Source organism: Pseudomonas sp. A (assembly GCF_056270345.1).
Map to the genome: position 1 here is coordinate 2,113,221 of NZ_CM149873.1, position 18,290 is coordinate 2,131,510.

Below are 18,290 nucleotides of genomic sequence, written 5' to 3' on the forward strand. Positions count from 1 at the left end.
ATGCGCCTTTGGTGCGACTTCCATTCTTCGGCAATGTTGTTAATGTAGCTGCCCCATTCCTGTGCATGGGCGGAGCGAGGCCAGAATGCCCCTCCGGTAAAGGGCTTTTTGCCGAGAATTCTCGCCAAATATCCCACTGTATATAGTGAAAAGCCCTGCAAGTGGCTTCCTATACTGCTCGCCCCCTTCGACCCGCCGACGCCCCGCGCCCGGTGGACAGGCCCGCCCACAAGGCGGCCTGGCGAGACGACGCCCCGCCTATCGGCGCGGCCGGTGCTGCACGAAGGTCAAATCCAATAACAAAATGAGGTTGTATTGCTATGCCAGTCGGCAACCACCCTGCCCACGACGAGTCCGTCCAGGGCGGCCCGCTCAAGCGCGAGCTGGGCGAACGGCACATCCGTCTGATGGCCCTTGGCGCCTGTATCGGCGTCGGCCTGTTCCTGGGTTCGGCCAAGGCCATCGAAATGGCCGGCCCCGCCATCATGCTCTCCTACATTATCGGTGGCCTGGCCATCCTGGTGATCATGCGCGCCCTCGGCGAGATGGCCGTGCACAACCCGGTGGCAGGTTCCTTCAGCCGCTACGCGCAGGACTACCTAGGCCCCCTGGCGGGCTTCCTCACGGGCTGGAACTACTGGTTCCTGTGGCTGGTGACCTGTGTCGCCGAGATCACCGCAGTGGCCATCTACATGGGCATCTGGTTCCCCGACGTGCCGCGCTGGATCTGGGCGCTGATGGCCCTGGGCAGCATGGGCGCGATCAACCTGATCGCGGTCAAGGCGTTCGGCGAGTTCGAGTTCTGGTTCGCCCTGATCAAGATCGTCACCATCATTGCCATGGTGCTCGGCGGCATCGGCATCATCGCCTTCGGCTTCGGTAACGACGGCGTTGCCATGGGCATTTCCAACCTGTGGAGCAACGGCGGCTTCATGCCCAATGGCGTGACCGGTGTGCTGATGTCGCTGCAGATGGTGATGTTCGCCTACCTGGGTGTGGAAATGATCGGCCTGACCGCCGGCGAAGCGCGCAACCCGCAGAAGACCATCCCCCAGGCCATCGGCTCGGTGTTCTGGCGCATCCTGCTGTTCTACGTGGGCGCGCTGTTCGTGATCCTGTCGATCTACCCGTGGAACGAGATCGGCAGCCAGGGCAGCCCGTTCGTGATGACCTTCGAGCGCCTGGGCATCAAGACCGCCGCCGGCATCATCAACTTCGTGGTGATCACCGCCGCGCTGTCGTCGTGCAACGGCGGCATCTTCAGCACCGGGCGCATGCTCTACAGCCTGGCGCAGAACGGCCAGGCCCCGGCCACCTTCGCCCGCACCTCGAAAAGCGGCGTGCCGCGCAACGCGCTGCTGCTGTCGATCGCCGCGCTGCTGCTGGGCGTGCTGGCCAACTACCTGGTGCCGGAGAAGGTGTTCGTCTGGGTGACCTCGATCGCCACCTTCGGCGCGATCTGGACCTGGGTGATGATTCTCTTGGCGCAGCTGAAGTTCCGCGCCGGGCTGAGCACTGCCGAGCGCAACGCGCTGAAGTACCGCATGTGGCTGTGGCCGCTGAGCTCGTACCTGGCGCTGGCGTTCCTGGTGCTGGTGGTGGGGCTGATGGCGTACTTCGAGGATACCCGCGTGGCCCTGTATATCGGCCCGGCGTTCCTGGTGCTGCTGACGGCGTTGTACTACAGCTTCCGTCTGGCGCCGAAAGAGGCGCAGGCGCTGACAAGCTGAAATAGCGGGGGCTGCTGCGCAGCCCTTTCGCGGCACAAGGCCGCTCCTACAGGGATTATGCGTCCCCCTGTAGGAGCGGCCTTGTGCCGCGAAAGGGCCGCAAAGCGGCCCCTGTGATCGATCAGGCCGCCACCTCGCTATGCGGCTCGAAACTATCGGCCCGGGCCAGCTGCCACATCCGCGAATAGAACTGCCCATTGACCTCGCCGGTCAGCAACTCGCCCGGTTTGAGGAACACGTGCATCTGCGAGAACAGTTTGATTTCGGTGGCCGAGATCCGCCGCACCAGGTGCTTGGCCTCCAGTTGCGCCGGATGCTCCAGGCCCGCGGCGGCGAGCATTTCGGCCAGGGCGCGCAGGGTGTTGTGGTGGAAGTTGAGCACTCGCTGGGCCTTGTCCGGCACCACCAGCGCACGCTGGCGCAGGGCATCCTGGGTGGCCACGCCGGTCGGGCACTTGTTGGTGTGGCAGCTCTGCGACTGGATGCAGCCGATGGCGAACATGAAGCCACGCGCCGAGTTGGCCCAGTCGGCGCCGATGGCCAGCACGCTGGCGATGTCGAAGGCGCTGACGATCTTGCCGCTGGCGCCGAGCTTGATCTTGTCGCGCAGGTTCAGGCCGACCAGGGTGTTGTGCACGAACAGCAGGCCTTCACGCAGCGGCACGCCGATATGGTCGGTGAACTCCACCGGGGCGGCGCCGGTGCCGCCTTCCTTGCCGTCGACGACGATGAAGTCGGGCAGGATGCCGGTTTCCAGCATGGCCTTGGCGATGCCCATGAATTCCCACGGGTGGCCCAGGCAGAACTTGAAGCCCACCGGCTTGCCGCCGGACAGTTCACGCAGCTGGGCGATGAACTGCATCATTTCGATCGGGGTCGAGAAGGCGCTGTGGCGTGATGGCGAGATGCAGTCCTCGCCCATCATGACGCCACGGGTCTCGGCGATTTCCCGGGTCACCTTGTGCTTGGGCAGGATGCCGCCATGGCCGGGCTTGGCGCCCTGGCTCATCTTGATCTCGATCATCCGCACCTGCGGGTTCTGCGCCTGGGCGGCGAAGCGCTCGGGGTCGAAGCGGCCGTCCGCGGTGCGGCAGCCGAAGTAGCCACTGCCCAGTTCCCAGACCAGGTCGCCGCCGTGTTCGCGGTGGTAGGGGCTGATGCTGCCCTCGCCGGTGTCGTGGTGGAAGTTGCCCAGCTTGGCGCCCTGGTTGAGGGCACGGATGGCGTTGGCGCTGAGCGAGCCGAAGCTCATGGCCGAGATGTTGAAGATCGATGCCGAGTACGGCTGGGTGCACTGCGGGCCGCCGACGCTGACGCGAAAGCTCGCCGGGTCGGCCAACGGCGCCGGGCGCATGGAGTGGCCGATGAACTCGAAGCCCGACTCGTAGACGTCGATCAAGGTGCCGAAGGGTTTGTCCGAGGCTTCGTTCTTGGCCCTGGCGTAGACCAGCGAGCGCTGGGCGCGGGAGAAGGGCAGGGCGTCGCTGTCGGATTCCAGCAGGTACTGGCGGATCTCCGGGCGGATGCCCTCGACCAGGTAGCGGATGTTGCCCAGGATCGGGTAGTTGCGGCGTACCGCGTGGCGTTGCTGGAGCAGGTCGAACACGCCGATCAGGCTGAGCACCCCGGTGGTCAGGGTGAACGGCCACAACCAGTCGTGGGTGAGGAACGGCAGGCTGGCGAGGGTGAACAGCACGCAGGCGGCGAAGAAGGCGTAACGGCTGAGGAGTGACAGGCTCATACGGTGTCCTTGCGAATGGCTCGGTCAGGCTCAGGGGCCTGGGGCAAAGGCCGACCATAGCCCGGTTGGGCGCCGCTTTGCCAGCGTGAGGCGGGCGGGAAAAATGAAAACTGGGGTATCGAAAATCATTCGCAATGGGATATGTTATAAAGTAACCATAACTCGCAGGAGATTGCCCCATGAAAGCTGGTATCCACCCCGCCTATCGCCCCGTGCTGTTTCACGACACTGCCGCCGATGTGTTCTTCCTGATCGGCTCGACCGTCGAGACAGATCGCTCCCAGGTGCACAGCGACGGCCAGACTTACCCCTATGTGGCGCTGGATGTGTCCAGTGCCTCGCATCCGGTGTACACCGGGCAGCAGCGCAAGACCACGGTCGAAGGCCGGGTGGCCGGGTTCAACAAGCGCTTCGCCGGTTTCCAGGTGTAGGAGCGGCTTTAGCCGCGAAGCAGGCTGCGCTGAGTGTGGCACCCGCTTTGCGGGTGATCGCGGCTGAAGCCGCTCTCATAGAACAAAACATAATTCTTTGATTTGACTGGGTAACGTGGGAGCGGGCTTGCCCCGCGATGCGGTGTATGGCACCGGCTTCGCCGGTGTTCGCGGGGCAAGCCCGCTCCCACGCTGGAACTCTGTTTCCTGCGCGACAGCGCAGCCCGTAAGGGCTGTGTAATCTCCTACAGGGGCGGCGTCTGGCGCAACAGCTGTTGATGCCACTGCTCCTGCTCGGTCGCCGACGCCTCGATCAGAAACTGGTATCGCCCCGCCACCCGAGTGGCCACCGCGACACCCTCCCGGTACAGCACGCGGTTACCCGCCACCGCCGGTACCTTGGCCCCCGGCAACAAGGTACCCACCAGGTTCAACGGATCGCAGCCGCTGACCACCACCAGCTCGCCCTGTGGCGTGCGTCTGCGCACCTGGCGCAACAGCCCCACGGCTTCAGGTAAGGCGAACTGCTCACCCGCCAGCCCGGCGATAAAGCGCCCGCCACGGATTTCGCCGCGGGCCTCGAGGCGGTGGTAGCAGCGCAACAGGTCCCGCCACGACGGCAGCACGTCGCTTTCGCGTTCCAGCAGGCGCCAGCACATGACGCCATAGCGGCGCAGCAGGCTGCGGGCCACATGTTCCAGGCGCAGGTCTGCGTCCACTGCAATGCTCGAACGACGCAACAGCGCCCAGCGTCCGGCGTGGACCATGCTGCTCGACAGCGCAGGATGGCCGCGGCGGCTGTTGCGTGAAGTGCGCTTGGCCGCGGGTGTGATCAGGCTGCGCAGGCCGCTGAAACCATCGGCGCTGGCCAGGCCGGAACCTACCAGTTCCTGCAGGGCTGTCTCCAGCTCGCTGGGTAGCAGGTGGGCCTCATGGGCCAGTTCATCGAAGAACAAGGCGCCTTGTTCCTGCAGCGTCTGCATGACCCGCCGTGCGCGTGCGCCCAGTTGTTCGAGGTCGGCTGTGGGCGCCAGGCTGCGCCACAGCCCCTGGTGCTCGCGGGGCAGCAGCACCAGGGGCGTGCTGGCCAGGGTGCTGGCTGACTGTGTCGAGGCCAGCCGGCTCCAGGCCCACTGGCCGCTGCGACAGGCATCGTCCAGCCAGTGTGGGCTGTAGTCCTTGATACGAGCCGGCAGCAGGTCGCTTTCCCAGGTACCGGCGGCGGCGGGGAAACCTTGCAGTTGGGCGAGCACTTCGCCCAGCGCCTGCGGCCCGCGCAGGCGTGCTTCGCCACCCAGGTGCTGCCAGTCGAACAAAAACCTCATGAAGTCCTGCAGGCTGACCGGCTCGATTTCCTGGCGCAGGCGCTTGACCGTGTAGCGGTGGATACGTGCCAGCAGGTGCCGCTCGCACCACTGCAGGCCAGTCTGGCCTGGGCTGAAGTGGCCACGCATCAAATAGCCTTCGCCTTCCAGGCGGGCCAGGGCCTGTTCGGCATTACCCGCCGGCTGTGCAAGCGGGTCGATGATCCGGGCCAGGGTCAACGGGCCGAAGCCACCGAGACGGGCGCGCAGCAACTCGACCAGGGCCGTGTCGCGGTCGAGCGGATCGGCGAAGCCAGGCAGCACCGCAACGTCCGGATTCGGGCGTGCGTCGGGATACAGGATCAGCATCGCCTGCAGGCGCTCGCGGGCGAACCACAGGCGTCGCGCCCCGGCATCCAGATGACAGGCGCGACCTGCCTTGGCCAGTTGCAGCAGCAGTTGCGGCCAGCCGGGATTGCCCTCTACTTCAGCTTGGGTAATGGCGCCCAGGCTCATCAGCGCCTCATGCATTTCGTCGGCGTTGTCCGCCTGCGGCCAGGCCTCGACCTGCACTGCGGCGATGGCGTCGCCGTCCAGTGCACCCAGGTCGTCGGCGCTGTGCACGTCGTTCCAGCGCCGGTTGAGCACGGCTTGGGTACGCCGCTCCTCAAGCGGCGCGTCGTCGAGGAAGGTGTAGGGCCGGGCGTTGAGAATGGCCGAGGCCAGCGGCGAAGGGGCCGGCAGGTCGCGACTGAGCAGGCATACCTCGGCGTTTTCCATGCGTCGCAGTAACGCCAGCCAGCCCTCGCTGTCCATGGCCTCGTGCAGGCAATCGTCGAGGGTCTGCTCGACCAGTGGATGATCGGGAATCTGCCGCTCGCCGACGATATTCTCCAGGCAGGCGATCTGGTCGGGGAACACCGCGGCCACCAGGTCCTCGCTCTTCATCCGCTGGATCTGCGGCGCCACCTTGCGTCCGCCCACATAGCGCGGCAAGGCCAACGCTACCGCCGCGTTCCAGCGCCAGCGCACGCCGAACAGCGGCGCATCGAGCAGGGCCTGGACCAGGATCGGCTCTGCGGTGCGGCTGTGCAGGTAACGCCATACCTCGTCCAGCGCGAAGCTGTGGCTGGTGGATAGCGACAGCACGATGGCGTCCTCGCTGGCCGCCGCCTGCAGTTCGAAATTGAACGTGCGGCAGAAGCGCTTGCGCAGGGCCAGGCCCCAGGCACGGTTGATCCGGCTGCCGTAGGGGGAGTGGATGATCAGCTGGGTGCCGCCGGACTCGTCGAAGAAGCGCTCCATCACCAGCGTCTGCTGCGAGGGCAGGGCGCCCAGTACCTGCCAGGTGCGACCCAGGTAGTCGAGCAGTTGCTCGGCGCAGCCTTCATCCAGGGCGTAGGCCGTTTGCAGCCAGGCGCGCACCTGTTGGCTGTCGCCGGCCTGCAATTGCTGGTCGATCCGCTGCTGCAGGCGGGCCACTGCGGCGGACAGTTCGTCACTGCGCCCTGGCGCCTCGCCCAGCCAGAACGGGATGGTCGGCGGCAGGCCGTGGGCGTCCTCGACCCGCACCCGGCCAGGTTCGACCCGCAGGATGCGATAGGAGGCGTTGCCCAACTGGAAGATATCGCCGGCAATGCTCTCCACGGCGAAGTCTTCATTGACGCTGCCGATGTTCAGCGCCTGGGGTTCGAGCAGCACCGCATAGTCGGCGGTCTCGGGGATGGTGCCGCCGCTGGTCAGGGCGGTCAGCTGGCTGCCGCGCCGCCCGCGCAGGGTGTGGTTTAGCGCATCACGGTGCAGGTAGGCGCTGCGGATGCCCTGGCGGCCGTTGAAACCCTCGGCGAGCATGCGCAGCAAGGCCTGGTAGTGGCCTTCGTCGAGCTGGGCGTAGGAACTGGCCTGGCGCAACAGGTCGAGCAGCGCCCGTTCGTCCCAGGGCTGGTTGCTGACTTCGGCGACGATCTGCTGGGCCAATACATCCAGTGGCGCCTCGGGGATGTGCAATTCGTCCAGCTCGCCTTGGCGCACGCAGTCGAGCAGGGCGACACATTCGATCAAATCGTCCCGCGAGGTGGGGAACAGGCGCCCCTTGGGCACGCCGTCGACCTGGTGGCCGGAACGCCCGACCCGTTGCAGCAAGGCGGCGATCGAGCCCGGCGAGGCGATCTGGCAGACCAGGTCGACCTCACCGATATCGATGCCCAGCTCCAGTGAGGCGGTGGCCACCAGCACCTGCAGTTCGCCGCCCTTGAGGCGCTGCTCGGCGGTCAGGCGATGCTCCTTGGCCAGGCTGCCGTGGTGCGCGGCCACGGCGTGGTTGCCCAGGCGCTCGCCAAGGTGGCGGGTCAGGCGCTCGGCCAGGCGCCGGGTGTTGACGAATACCAGGGTGGTGCGGTGCTCGCGGGCGAGGCTGGCGAGGCGGTCGTAGACCAGCTCCCAGATATCCGTGGCCATCACCGCGCCCAGCGGCACGGGTGGCACTTCCAGGGCCAGGTCACGATGGCGGGCATGGCCGATATCGACGATGGCGCAGGGGCGTTCATGCCCGACCAGGAACCGCGCCACCCGCTCTACCGGGCGCTGGGTGGCGGACAGGCCGATGCGTCGCAGCGGTCGGCCGGCCAGGGCCTGCAGACGCTCGAGGGTCAGCGCCAGGTGGCAGCCGCGCTTGTTGCCGGCCAGCGCGTGGATCTCGTCCACGATGACCGTGTGCACGTTGGCCAACCCCTCGCGGCCCGAGGCCGAGCCCATCAGCACGTAGAGCGATTCCGGCGTGGTCACCAGGATATGCGGCGCCAGCTTGCGCATGGCCGCGCGCTCCTTCTGCGGGGTGTCGCCGGTACGTACGGCGGTTGTGATGCGCGGGGCCTTCAGGCCAAGCTGTTCGAGCTGCCGGCCGATGCCTTCGAGCGGCGCGTCGAGGTTCAGGCGGATGTCGTTGGACAGTGCCTTGAGTGGCGAGACGTAGACGACCTGGGTCTGTGCTGGCAGTTCGCCGTTGTGCGCCAGGCCTTGGCGAAACAGCTCATCGAGCACGGCGAGGAAGGCGCTGAGGGTCTTGCCCGAGCCAGTCGGCGCGGCCAGCAGCATCGACTGGCCAGCGTGGATCAGCGGCCAGGCGCCGGCCTGGGCCTCGGTGACCGTGGCGAAACGCTGGCGGAACCAGGTGGCGACGGCGGGGTGGAACAGGCCGAGCACCGGGTGTTGGTGGGCGGGGAGGTTCATGGGTTGGTTATGGCGGGTTGCCAGCGGATTGGCAAGGGGCCGTTCGTCCGGGAGGCCTATCGCGGGGCAAGCCCGCTCCCACGCGTACTCGGCAGGGCTCTGGTGGGAGCGGGCTTGCCCCGCGATAGGGCCTTGTCAGGTATCCTGCGCCCCTTCATTCGCTCGTGAGTCCACCATGCCCAACATTATCCGCATCGCCGCCGCCCTGCTCATCGACGCGCAAGGCCGCACCCTGCTGGTACGCAAGCGCGGCACCCAGGCGTTCATGCAGCCTGGCGGCAAGATCGATGCAGGCGAATCGCCGGCCCAGGCGCTGGTACGCGAGCTGAACGAGGAGTTGGGCCTGCGCGTCGACCCGGTCCAGGCCATTCACCTGGGCCGTTTCAGCGCCCCGGCCGCCAACGAACCGGGCTTCGAGGTGCAGGCCGAGTTGTTTCGCGTCCAATGCACCGCGACGGTAAACCCGGCGGCGGAAATCGAAGAGGTGACCTGGCTGTCCGCCGACCAGGCGCCGGACCTGGATCTGGCCCCCCTGACTCGCGACCTGATCCTGCCGCTGTGGCGCGAAGGCCTCAACGCACCGCGCTGACCCCGTCCAGGGTGGCGAACGAGGTGTCCTTGGCGGTCAGCAGGAAGTCGCGCATGTACGGTGCATCGAGCATGTCGGTGCGCACCGCGGCGTAGAGCGTGGCGAACAGCCCTTTCTCGCCCAGGCGCTTGCCCTTCACGTAGCCCCGCGAGCTGTATTCGTGCAGCGCCCAGTGCGGCATGCCGCACACACCGCGACCGCTGGCTACCAGTTGCATCATCATCACCGTCAGCTCCGAGGTGCGTACCGCCGCCGGCTCGATGTCGGCCGGCTCCAGGAAGCGGGTGAAGATGTCCAGGCGGTCACGCTCCACCGGGTAGGTGATCAGGGTCTGGTCGAGCAGGTCCTGGGGCACGATATAGGGCTTGCTCGCCAGCGCATGCTGGTTGGCCACGGCGAGCATGGCCTCGTAGGTGAACAGCGGTACGTAGGTGATGCCGGCCAGGTCCACCGGGTCGGAGGTCACCACCAGGTCCAGGTCGCCGCGGGCCAGGGCCGGCAGCGGGGCGAAGGCGAAGCCCGAGGCCAGGTCCAGCTCCACTTCCGGCCAGGCATCGCGGAACTGATCGATGGTCGGCATCAGCCACTGGAAGCAGCTGTGGCACTCGATGGCCATGTGCAGGCGTCCGGCGGTACCGCCGGCCAGGCGGGCAATGTCGCGCTCGGCGCCGCGCAGCAGCGGCAGGGTGGCATCGGCCAGTTGCAGCAGGCGCAGGCCGGCGCTGGTGAAGCGGATGGGCTTGGTCTTGCGCACGAACAGCGGCAGGCCCAGGCGCTCCTCCAGCTCCTTGAACTGGTGCGACAGCGCCGACTGGGTCAGGTGCAGGCGCTCGGCGGCCTCCACCAGGCTGTCGGCTTCGCGTAGGGCATGAAGGGTTTTCAGGTGGCGGATTTCCAGCACGACGGCTCCGTGAGCATTCTTTGAGCTAAAACGAGATTGCGTTGAGTTTCCCTCATGTTGCCATGTGCTGTCGATAACAGGATGCACACGACCGCTCGGCAAGGTTCACGAAACTGTCACGGTTTTGTGGCAGCGCGCCCGAACGGATTTCATCAGACTCGCGCTCTACTGGGGATCTGCATTCTGGTGTTTCTTTCATGCGGGCTTTACTACTTTTCTTCTTGCTGCTGGTCAGCGTGCCGGCGAGTTTCGCCGAGGGTCGCTGCGACGTCCATGTGCCGGTGCAACGGGCCGAGCTGGGTGAGCTGAGCCTGGTCTACCAGAGTGTCGGTGCGCCCCGCGATCCGGCGCTGTTGCTGGTCATGGGCCTGGGCGGGCAGCTGATTCACTGGCCGGACGACGTGGTCGAGGCCCTGTGCCGCCAGGGTTTCAGGGTGATCCGCTACGACAACCGCGATGTCGGCCTGTCGCGCTGGAACCAGCTGCCGGCCTCGGCCAACCTGACCGTCGAACTGCTGCGCTACAAGCTGGGCCTGCCGGTGTCGGCGCCTTATTCCCTCACCGACATGGCCGGTGACGGTCTGCGACTGATGGATGCCCTGGGCATCCGCCAGTTCCATGTGCTGGGTGTGAGCATGGGCGGCATGATTGCCCAGCACCTGGCGGCCATGGCCCCGGAGCGGGTGAGCAGCCTGACCCTGGTGATGTCCAGCTCGGGCGCCGTCGGCCTGCCGGCGCCGGATCCGGCGCTGGTGCAGTTGCTGGCGCGGCGCAGCGCGCCGAGTCGCGAGGTGGCCATCGAGCAGCAGGCCGACCTGCTGGCAGCGCTGGGCAGCCCCGAGGTGCGGGACGACCGGACTGCGCTGCTCGAACAAGCCGCCGTGGCTTATGACCGGGCGTTCAATCCGGAAGGGGTCAAGCGCCAGATCATGGCGATCCTTGCCGAACCCAGTCGGGTCGAGCTGCTCAACCAGCTGCGGCTGCCGACGCTGGTGGTGCATGGCACCGCTGATCCGTTGCTGCCGGTGATGCACGGGGTGCATCTGGCGGCGCATATCCAGGGCAGCCAGCTGCGGCTGATTCCGGGGCTGGCGCATCGTTTCCAGGAGCCGTTCAAGGCACCGTTGCTGGGGGCGGTTTTACCCTACCTGCAGGCGCATCGCCAGGATGTCACGCATATCGCCCGGCTTTGAATCGGCGTTTTTTTGTTCGCGGGTAAACCCGCTCCCACAGGCTAGGCATCCTTCTCAAGAGCCATGGGTTCCCTGTGGGAGCGGGTTTACCCGCGAAGCAGGCGCCACGGTTCATCAGTGCATCCGCACCCAAACGCTCACCAGCACCGTCGCCGCCACCAGCCAGGCCACCGTGGCCACGGCTAGCGACGCCTCCAGGCGCAGGCGGTCGACCAGTACGTAGAGCGTTGCCAGGTACACGAAGTACGGAATGATCGACCACATCCCGAACAGGATGGTGGTCTTCAGGTCTTCCAGCGACCGCCCCTTGCCGACAATGTAGTGGGCGATCAGGGCAAAGGTGGGAAACAGCGGCACCAGGCCGGCAATGTAGTAGTTGCGGGTCTTCGACAGGATCGCCAGGAGCACCACCACGCCGGCGCCCAGGGCTGCTTTGAATACCAGGTCCACGTTGAACTTCCAGGGTCAGGTTGCCGATCAGCCGAGGCCGTACTTCTTCACTTTGTCGAACAGCGTGGTCTTGGCCATGCCCAGCTCCTGGCTGGCCTGGCTGAGGTTGCCGCCGGTGCGCTGCAAAGCGTCGCTGAGCAGGTTGCGTTCGAATGCTTCGACCGCCTCGGCAAAACCCAGGCCCTGGCTGGCGCCACCACTGGGGCCCTTCTTGAACGCGGGCAGGCCCAGGGCATGGCGCTCGGCGACGTTGCGCAGCTCGCGCACGTTGCCCGGCCAGTCGTGGGCCATCAGCCGCGACAGGGTCTGGCTGTCCAGCTCCGGCGCCTCGCGGTCGAAGCGCAGGGCCGATTGCTGCAGGAAATGCTCGAACAGTTGCAGGATGTCTTCGCGGCGCTCGCGCAGCGGCGGCAGCTCCAGGGTGACCACATTGAGGCGGTAGTACAGGTCGCTGCGGAACTGGCCGCTCTGGCCCAGGGTGGCAAGGTCGGACTTGGTCGCGGCGATCACCCGGCAGTCCACCGGGATGCTCTGGTTCGAGCCCAGGCGTTCCAGGGTGCGCTCCTGCAGCACGCGCAGCAGCTTGATCTGCAGGTTGAGCGGCATGCTCTCGACCTCGTCGAGGAACAGCGTGCCGCCGTTGGCGTGCTCGATCTTGCCGATGCGCCGCTTGCCGGCGCCGGTGAAGGCATTGGCCTCGTGGCCGAAGATCTCGCTTTCGAACAGGTTCTCCGGCAGGCCGCCGCAGTTCAGCGCCACGAACGGCTGGCCCTGGCGTCGGCTGAAGTCGTGCAGGCAGCGGGCCACCAGTTCCTTGCCGGTGCCGGTCTCGCCTTCGATCAGTACGTTGGCCGAGGTGTCGGCGACGTTGGCGATCAGTTCGCGCAATTGCTCCATGGCCGGCGAACGGCCGATGATGCGCCCTTCAAGACTGCTCTGCTCGGCCAGCTGGCGGCGCAGGGCGAACACCTCGCGGGATAGGCCGCGCTGTTCCAGTGCCCGGCGCACCACCTCGACCAGGCGCTCCGGCGAGAAGGGTTTTTCCATGAAGTCGTAGGCGCCGTTGCGCATGGCGCCGACTGCCATGTCGATGTCGCCGTGGCCGGTGATCAGCACCACCGGCAGGCTGCGATCGCGGGCCTTGAGGCGGTTGAGCAGTTCCAGGCCATCGATGCCCGGCAGGCGGATATCGCTGACGACGATACCGGCAAAGTCATCGCCGATGCGTTCCAGGGCCTGCTCGGCGCTGCCGACGCCTTCGCAGGCAATGTCTTCCAGGGCCAGCGCCTGCTGGCAGCCGAGCAGCACGTGCGGGTCGTCTTCGACGATCAGGACGGTGAGAGGTGCTTGTTTCATAGAGGCTCAGCCAATTCGCTAGGGGGCGTGACTAGGGGCAGGGCAAGCACGAACGCGGTGCCGCCACCGGCAGGGTGTTCGACGCTCAGTGTACCCTTGGCGGCGGTGGCCAGGCTCGCCGACAGGGTCAGGCCCAGGCCCAGGCCATGCTCGCCCGGTTTGGTGGTGAAGAAGGGTTCGAACAGGTGCTTGCGTGCCTCGGCATCGATGCCGTGGCCGTTGTCGAGCACCCGCAGGCGGTACTTGTCGCCCTGGACTTCGCCTTCCAGCCACAGTTGCGGCAGGGGTTGGGTGGCCATGGCGTCGAGGGCGTTGCCGATCAGGTTGACCAGGATCTGTTCCAGACGGGTCTGGTCGATGGCCAGCAGCTGGTCGTCGAACTGCCGGTGCAGTTGCAGGTGACAGGCGCTGATGCGGTTGGCCAGCACCTGCAGAGTGGCTTCGACGGCCTTTTCCAGCGAAGCCTGGCCGCTGTCGTCGCCACGACGGGCAAACGAGCGCAGGCTGGCGGTGATGCGGCCCATGCGGTCGATCAGGTCGTTCATGGTGCGCAGGTTGGCGCTGGCGGTTTCCAGCGCGCCGCGCTCAAGGAAGCGCACGGTGTTGCCGGACAGGGTGCGCAGGGCCGCCAAGGGCTGATTGAGTTCATGGGCGATGCTGGTGGACATCTGCCCGATGGCCGCCAGCTTGCCGGCCTGGACCAGTTCGTCCTGGGCGTGGCGCAGGGTCTGCTCGGCGTGGCGCCGCTCGCGGATCTGGCCCTTGAGCCGTTCGTTGCTGGCGCGCAGGTCGGCGGTGCGCTCGGTGATCTTGCGTTCCAGCTGGCTGTTGGCTTCTTCCAGCGCCTCGCGGGCGGCCAGGCGGGTGGCGATCACCTTGCGCCGCTCGTTCCAGGCGATGGCCAGGATCGCCAGCAGGGCGAAGGCCACGCCCACCAGGATGCCCTGCATCATCGATTCGCGGCGCAGGTCCTGCAGCGGGGTGAGCAGGGTGAAATGCCAGGGGGTGTCGACCAGGCGGCGGGTCTGGGCCAGGTAGGACACCTCTCGCTGCTTGCCCTGGTCGGTCTCGCTGTTGGCCGGGAAGGTGAGCTTCTCCACGCCGTCGGCCAGGGTTTCTCGGGCCAATGGTTGCAGTTCGTTGAGCGGCCACCAGTAGTACTGCAGGCTGCGCGCCAGGCGCTCCTTGATCTGCGGCGTCAACGGGCGCACCGATTTCAGGCGCCGGGCCGGGTCGCTGGAGAGGATGATGATGCCGTTCTCGTCGCTGACGAAGGCTTCCAGGCGGGCGCGCTGCCAGCGTTCCTCGAGGGTGTCCAGGCGCACCTTGATCACCGCCACGCCGATGATCTTGCCGTGCTCCTCCAGCCCGTGGGCCAGGTAGTAGCCGGCCTCGCCAGTAGTGCTGCCGATGCCGTAGAAGCGCCCCGGCTCGCCGCGCACGGCGACCTGGAAGTAGGCGCGAAACGCCAGGTCCTCGCCGAGGAAGGAGTCGGCGTCGCGCCAGTTGCTGGTGGCCTGGACCCGGCCGTTGGTGTCGAGGACGAAGATCGCCCGACTGCGGCTGCGCCGGTTCAGGCCTTCGAGGTATTCGTTGACGGCCTGGCGGTCACCGGCCTCGGGGTCGGTGAGCAGGCGCGAGACACTGTCTTCCAGCTCCAGCAGGCTGGGCAGGTAGGTGTACTTGCTGATTTCGCTCTCGACGGTACGGGCGTGCAGTTCCAGCTGGCGCTCGCCGTTCTCGCTGAGGGTGCGGATGCCATTGCTTTCGCTGATCAGGAAGCCGGCGAAGCCCAGCCCGACCATCAGCAGGATGACCAGGGGCGGGACGAGCAGTTGGCGGATCAGACGGGATTTCACGGCAGGCTGGGCAGGGCGAAGGAGCGAGGGGTCGCATTTCATCACAGTGGCCTTGTCACGACCAGCTTCCGCTGCCCGGCGAAGGGCCGGGCAGCGTCACTGAGGCGGACTTAGTGTTGCAGGATCTTGCTGAGGAAGTGCTGGGTGCGTTGGTCGCGGGCGCCCTGGTCGCCGAAGAACTCTTCCTTGGTGCAGTCTTCGATGATGCTGCCCTTGTCCATGAAGATGACCCGGTTGGCCACCTTGCGCGCAAAGCCCATTTCGTGGGTCACGCACATCATGGTCATGCCTTCGTGGGCCAGTTGCACCATCACATCGAGCACTTCGCTGACCATTTCCGGGTCCAGTGCCGAGGTGGGTTCGTCGAACAGCATGACGATCGGGTCCATCGACAGGGCACGGGCGATGGCCACGCGCTGCTGCTGGCCGCCGGAGAGCTGGCCGGGGTGTTTGTGGGCATGGGCCGACAGTCCCACGCGCTCAAGCAGTGCCAGGCCTTTCTTGGTGGCTTCTTCCTTGCTGCGGCCGAGCACCTTGATCTGGGCGATGGTCAGGTTCTCGGTGATGGTCAGGTGCGGGAACAGCTCGAAGTGCTGGAACACCATGCCGACCCGCGAGCGCAGCTTGGGCAGGTTGGTCTTCGGGTCGGCGATGGAGGTGCCGTCGACCACGATGTCGCCTTTCTGGAACGGTTCCAGCGCGTTGACGCACTTGATCAGGGTCGACTTGCCCGAGCCGGACGGGCCGCAGACCACCACCACTTCACCCTTCTTGACCTCGGTGCTGCAGTCGGTCAGTACCTGGAAGTCGCCGTACCACTTGTTGACGTTCTTGATGGAAATCATACGGTGATCCTTTTTTGCAGGCGCTTGACCAGCCACGAAGCGGAGAAGCTGATGAGGAAGTAGACGACACCGGCGAAGATCAGGAACTCGTGGGAGCGTCCGATGATGTCGCCGTTGGAGCGGGCCGAGTTGAGGAAGTCGATCAGGCCGACGGTGTAGACCAGCGAGGTGTCCTGGAACAGGATGATGCTCTGTTGCAGCAGCAGCGGGGTCATCTTGCGAAACGCCTGGGGCAGGATGATCAGGCGCATGCACTGGCCGTAGCTCATGCCCAGCGCCTGCGCGGCGCCCATCTGGCCCTTGGAGATCGACTGCACGCCGGCGCGGACGATTTCGCAGAAGTAGGCCGCCTCGAACATCATGAATGCCACGACGCAGGAGGTGAACGCACCCACCGGGGTGTCTTCACCGGTGATCCAGCGCAGCACGAACGGCACCGCCAGGTAGAACCAGGTGATCACCAGCAGCAGCGGGATGGAGCGGAAGTAGTTGACGTAGGCGCCGGCGACATTGGCCAGCAGCTTGTTCGACGACAGGCGCATCAGGGCGAGGATGGTACCCAGGGCAATGCCGCCGACCACGCCCATGACCATCAGTTGCAGGGTCAGGACCATGCCGTCCCAGAGGGCGGGCAGGGCCGGGATGATTTCACTGAAATCCATGTCCATTTACTTGCCTCCCACGGAAATCAGGCCCGGTACCGCGACTTTCTTCTCGACCATGCGCATGAGCAGCATCAGGCCCATGTTCAGGGTGAAGTAGATCAGGGTGGCCAGGGTGAATGCTTCGAACAGGTTCGCGGAGAACTCGGCGGTCTGCTTGGTCTGCGCCAGCAGCTCCATCAAGCCGATCAGCGAGGCCACCGAGGAGTTCTTGAACACGTTCAAGAATTCCGAGGTGAGCGGCGGAATGATGATCCGGTAGGCCTGGGGCAGCAGCACGTTCATGTAGATCTGCGACAGGCTGAAGCCCATCGCGCGCCCGGCCGACTCCTGGCCGCGGGGCAGCGCCTGGATGCCGGTGCGCACCTGCTCGCAGACACGGGCGGCGGTGAACAGGCCCAGGCAGATGACCACGCTGATCAGCGCCGAGGTGGTCGGGTTGAGGTCCTGCTTGAACCACTCCTGCAGGCCTTCGGGCAGCAGGTCCGGTACCAGGAAGTACCAGATGAACAGCTGCACCAGCAGCGGCACGTTGCGGAACAGCTCGACGTAGGCGGTGGCAATCCCTGACACCAGGCGGTTTGGCACGGTACGCATCACGCCGAGCAGCGAGCCCAGCAGCAAGGCGATGATCCAGGCGGAGATGGCGATGGCGATGGTCCAGCCCAGACCGGTGACGTACCAGTCCAGATAGGTTTCGCTGCCCACGCCGGTGGACTTGAAGAACACGCCCCAGTCCCAGTTGTAATTCATCGGGATTTCCCCTCAGACGGTTGTTTCACGGGCACCTCGATACATCCGGGGGCGTTCGACGCCCTCGGATGTAAAGGTTAGACACTAACTAAGTGGCCTGTTGGATGGATTCGCGCGGATGCGCTTCAGGCCACTATTTGCCGGAGGTCAGGACTTCTTCTCGTCCGCTGCCTTGTCGGTCGGCTCATTGATCAGCTTCTTCAGCTCGTCGCTCATCGGGAACTGCAGGTTCAGGCCCTTTGGCGGAATCGGCTGCTGGAACCACTTGTCGTAGCTCTTGTTGACTTCACCCGACTTGAAGTAGGCGACGATGGCTTCGTCGACCGCTTTCTTGAAGGCCGGATCGTCCTTGCGCACCATGCAGCCGTAGATTTCGTACGACTGTGGCGTGCCGGTGATGACCCAGTCGGCAGGCTTCTTGGCCTTGGCCATTTCACCGGCCAGCAGGGCGTCGTCCATCATGAAGGCCACGGCGCGGCCGCTTTCGAGCATGTTGAAGGCTTCGCCGTGGTCCTTGGCGGAGATCACGTTCATCTTCATCTGCTTGTCGGCGTTCATCGCCTTGAGGATGCGCTCGGAGGTGGTGCCGGCGGTGGTCACCACGTTCTTGCCGGCCAGGTCGGCAAAGTCTTTATAGGAGGGCTGGCCATCCTTGACCTTGGTCAGCAGGCGGGTGCCGACTTCGAAGATGCCCACCGAGAAGCCGACCTGCTGCTGGCGCTCGACGTTGTTGGTGGTGGAGCCGCACTCCAGGTCCACGGTGCCGTTCTGCACCAGCGGGATGCGGGTCTGCGAGGTAACCAGGTTGTACTTGACCTTGATGTCGGTGCCCAGTTGCTTCTTCAGAGCTTCGACAACGGCTAGCTGGATGTCATGGGAGTAGCCCACCGGTTCCGGTTTGCCGGCCAGGTAGGAGAACGGGATGGAGGAGTCGCGATGGCCCAGGGTGATGGTGCCGGAGTCCTTGATCTTCTTCAGAGTACCGGTGAGCTCTTCGGCCATGACCGGCGATGCGATGACAGCGGCCGCGATGGCGGCGCCCAGCAATTGACGAACGATGCGCATCAAATTTTCCTCGACGTGTTTGTTTTTTTTATGGAGCCGTTGGCGGACTCTTTCGTTCAACGAATACAGCATGAAGCGTGGTGCATTCGGCGTTCAAGTGTAGAGCATGAGTCGTGCCAAGCCCCAACCTTGATCATAACGCCGTGAAAATGCTGGGGATGACTCTTTGTTGAAGGTTTTTGG

14 protein-coding genes are annotated in these 18,290 nt (G+C 65.5%); 4 read left to right on the top strand and 10 right to left on the bottom strand.

All coding sequences use genetic code 11. From position 1 onward, the window contains the following. Nucleotides 1-320 precede the first annotated feature (320 nt). Nucleotides 321-1,730: an amino acid permease gene (locus AC0MAZ_RS09570; protein WP_232855788.1), complete on the top strand. Its 1,410-nt coding sequence runs from the start codon at nucleotides 321-323 to the stop codon at nucleotides 1,728-1,730. A gap of 121 nt (nucleotides 1,731-1,851) precedes the next feature. Here AC0MAZ_RS09570 and AC0MAZ_RS09575 read toward each other — a convergent pair whose 3' ends face one another. Next, a complete protein-coding gene (locus tag AC0MAZ_RS09575; RefSeq protein WP_203647776.1) occupies nucleotides 1,852-3,471 on the bottom strand; it encodes an FMN-binding glutamate synthase family protein in 1,620 nt (539 codons plus the stop codon). A gap of 179 nt (nucleotides 3,472-3,650) precedes the next feature. Between AC0MAZ_RS09575 and AC0MAZ_RS09580 the strand changes: the two genes are divergently transcribed. Beyond that, complete coding sequence (locus tag AC0MAZ_RS09580; RefSeq protein ID WP_475860923.1) at nucleotides 3,651-3,902, top strand: type B 50S ribosomal protein L31; 252 nt, start codon at nucleotides 3,651-3,653, stop codon at nucleotides 3,900-3,902. 245 nt (nucleotides 3,903-4,147) lie between these two features. Here the strand turns inward: AC0MAZ_RS09580 and AC0MAZ_RS09585 are convergent, their stop codons facing one another. Next, nucleotides 4,148-8,434 carry a DEAD/DEAH box helicase gene (locus AC0MAZ_RS09585; RefSeq protein ID WP_475860924.1) on the bottom strand — a complete coding sequence of 1,429 codons (4,287 nt, stop codon included), beginning with the start codon at nucleotides 8,432-8,434 and terminating at the stop codon, nucleotides 4,148-4,150. 175 nt (nucleotides 8,435-8,609) lie between these two features. Between AC0MAZ_RS09585 and AC0MAZ_RS09590 the strand changes: the two genes are divergently transcribed. After that, entirely contained in the window at nucleotides 8,610-9,023 is a 414-nt protein-coding gene (locus tag AC0MAZ_RS09590; RefSeq protein ID WP_475860925.1) for an NUDIX hydrolase, read from the top strand. Here AC0MAZ_RS09590 and metR read toward each other — a convergent pair. Next, a complete protein-coding gene (gene metR, locus AC0MAZ_RS09595) occupies nucleotides 9,007-9,924 on the bottom strand; it encodes a transcriptional regulator MetR (protein WP_019097212.1) in 918 nt (305 codons plus the stop codon). The genes AC0MAZ_RS09590 and metR overlap by 17 nt on opposite strands. 197 nt (nucleotides 9,925-10,121) lie before the next feature. Here metR and AC0MAZ_RS09600 point away from each other — a divergent pair, with 197 nt between their 5' ends. Then, nucleotides 10,122-11,117 carry an alpha/beta fold hydrolase gene (locus tag AC0MAZ_RS09600; protein WP_475860926.1) on the top strand — a complete coding sequence of 332 codons (996 nt, stop codon included), beginning with the start codon at nucleotides 10,122-10,124 and terminating at the stop codon, nucleotides 11,115-11,117. A gap of 114 nt (nucleotides 11,118-11,231) precedes the next feature. Here AC0MAZ_RS09600 and AC0MAZ_RS09605 read toward each other — a convergent pair whose 3' ends face one another. From AC0MAZ_RS09605 to AC0MAZ_RS09635, 7 genes are all read right to left on the bottom strand, one after another. Beyond that, the gene (locus tag AC0MAZ_RS09605) at nucleotides 11,232-11,567 is read right to left on the bottom strand and encodes a GlpM family protein (protein ID WP_234561855.1); all 336 of its coding nucleotides are present in this window, start codon (nucleotides 11,565-11,567) and stop codon (nucleotides 11,232-11,234) included. A gap of 27 nt (nucleotides 11,568-11,594) precedes the next feature. Further along, on the bottom strand, nucleotides 11,595-12,872 hold the full coding sequence (aauR, locus tag AC0MAZ_RS09610) for a two-component response regulator AauR (RefSeq protein ID WP_232855829.1): 1,278 nt from the start codon (nucleotides 12,870-12,872) through the stop codon (nucleotides 11,595-11,597). A 47-nt stretch (nucleotides 12,873-12,919) separates the two neighbouring features. Next, the gene (aauS, locus tag AC0MAZ_RS09615) at nucleotides 12,920-14,824 is read right to left on the bottom strand and encodes a two-component sensor histidine kinase AauS (protein ID WP_203647770.1); all 1,905 of its coding nucleotides are present in this window, start codon (nucleotides 14,822-14,824) and stop codon (nucleotides 12,920-12,922) included. A 68-nt stretch (nucleotides 14,825-14,892) separates the two neighbouring features. Beyond that, the gene (locus tag AC0MAZ_RS09620) at nucleotides 14,893-15,627 is read right to left on the bottom strand and encodes an amino acid ABC transporter ATP-binding protein (RefSeq protein WP_203647769.1); all 735 of its coding nucleotides are present in this window, start codon (nucleotides 15,625-15,627) and stop codon (nucleotides 14,893-14,895) included. Then, a complete protein-coding gene (locus AC0MAZ_RS09625) occupies nucleotides 15,624-16,295 on the bottom strand; it encodes an amino acid ABC transporter permease (RefSeq protein WP_203647768.1) in 672 nt (223 codons plus the stop codon). Before AC0MAZ_RS09625 ends, AC0MAZ_RS09620 begins: the two co-directional genes overlap by 4 nt. Beyond that, nucleotides 16,296-17,042 carry an amino acid ABC transporter permease gene (locus AC0MAZ_RS09630; RefSeq protein ID WP_203647767.1) on the bottom strand — a complete coding sequence of 249 codons (747 nt, stop codon included), beginning with the start codon at nucleotides 17,040-17,042 and terminating at the stop codon, nucleotides 16,296-16,298. Nucleotides 17,043-17,189: 147 nt separating this feature from the next. Beyond that, nucleotides 17,190-18,107 (bottom strand): glutamate/aspartate ABC transporter substrate-binding protein, encoded by a 918-nt coding sequence (locus AC0MAZ_RS09635; RefSeq protein WP_203647766.1) that lies wholly within the window; start codon nucleotides 18,105-18,107, stop codon nucleotides 17,190-17,192. Nucleotides 18,108-18,290 lie beyond the last annotated feature (183 nt).

Excerpts from the sequence above, each read along its gene's own strand:
- AC0MAZ_RS09570 (WP_232855788.1), top strand. The coding sequence starts at position 321 with ATGCCAGTCGGCAACCACCCTGCCCACGACGAGTCCGTCCAGGGCGGC.
- AC0MAZ_RS09575 (WP_203647776.1), bottom strand. The coding sequence starts at position 3,471 with ATGAGCCTGTCACTCCTCAGCCGTTACGCCTTCTTCGCCGCCTGCGTG.
- AC0MAZ_RS09580 (WP_475860923.1), top strand. The coding sequence starts at position 3,651 with ATGAAAGCTGGTATCCACCCCGCCTATCGCCCCGTGCTGTTTCACGAC.
- AC0MAZ_RS09585 (WP_475860924.1), bottom strand. The coding sequence starts at position 8,434 with ATGAACCTCCCCGCCCACCAACACCCGGTGCTCGGCCTGTTCCACCCC.
- AC0MAZ_RS09590 (WP_475860925.1), top strand. The coding sequence starts at position 8,610 with ATGCCCAACATTATCCGCATCGCCGCCGCCCTGCTCATCGACGCGCAA.
- AC0MAZ_RS09600 (WP_475860926.1), top strand. The coding sequence starts at position 10,122 with ATGCGGGCTTTACTACTTTTCTTCTTGCTGCTGGTCAGCGTGCCGGCG.
- aauS (WP_203647770.1), bottom strand. The coding sequence starts at position 14,824 with ATGAAATGCGACCCCTCGCTCCTTCGCCCTGCCCAGCCTGCCGTGAAA.
- AC0MAZ_RS09620 (WP_203647769.1), bottom strand. The coding sequence starts at position 15,627 with ATGATTTCCATCAAGAACGTCAACAAGTGGTACGGCGACTTCCAGGTA.
- AC0MAZ_RS09625 (WP_203647768.1), bottom strand. The coding sequence starts at position 16,295 with ATGGACATGGATTTCAGTGAAATCATCCCGGCCCTGCCCGCCCTCTGG.
- AC0MAZ_RS09630 (WP_203647767.1), bottom strand. The coding sequence starts at position 17,042 with ATGAATTACAACTGGGACTGGGGCGTGTTCTTCAAGTCCACCGGCGTG.
- AC0MAZ_RS09635 (WP_203647766.1), bottom strand. The coding sequence starts at position 18,107 with ATGCGCATCGTTCGTCAATTGCTGGGCGCCGCCATCGCGGCCGCTGTC.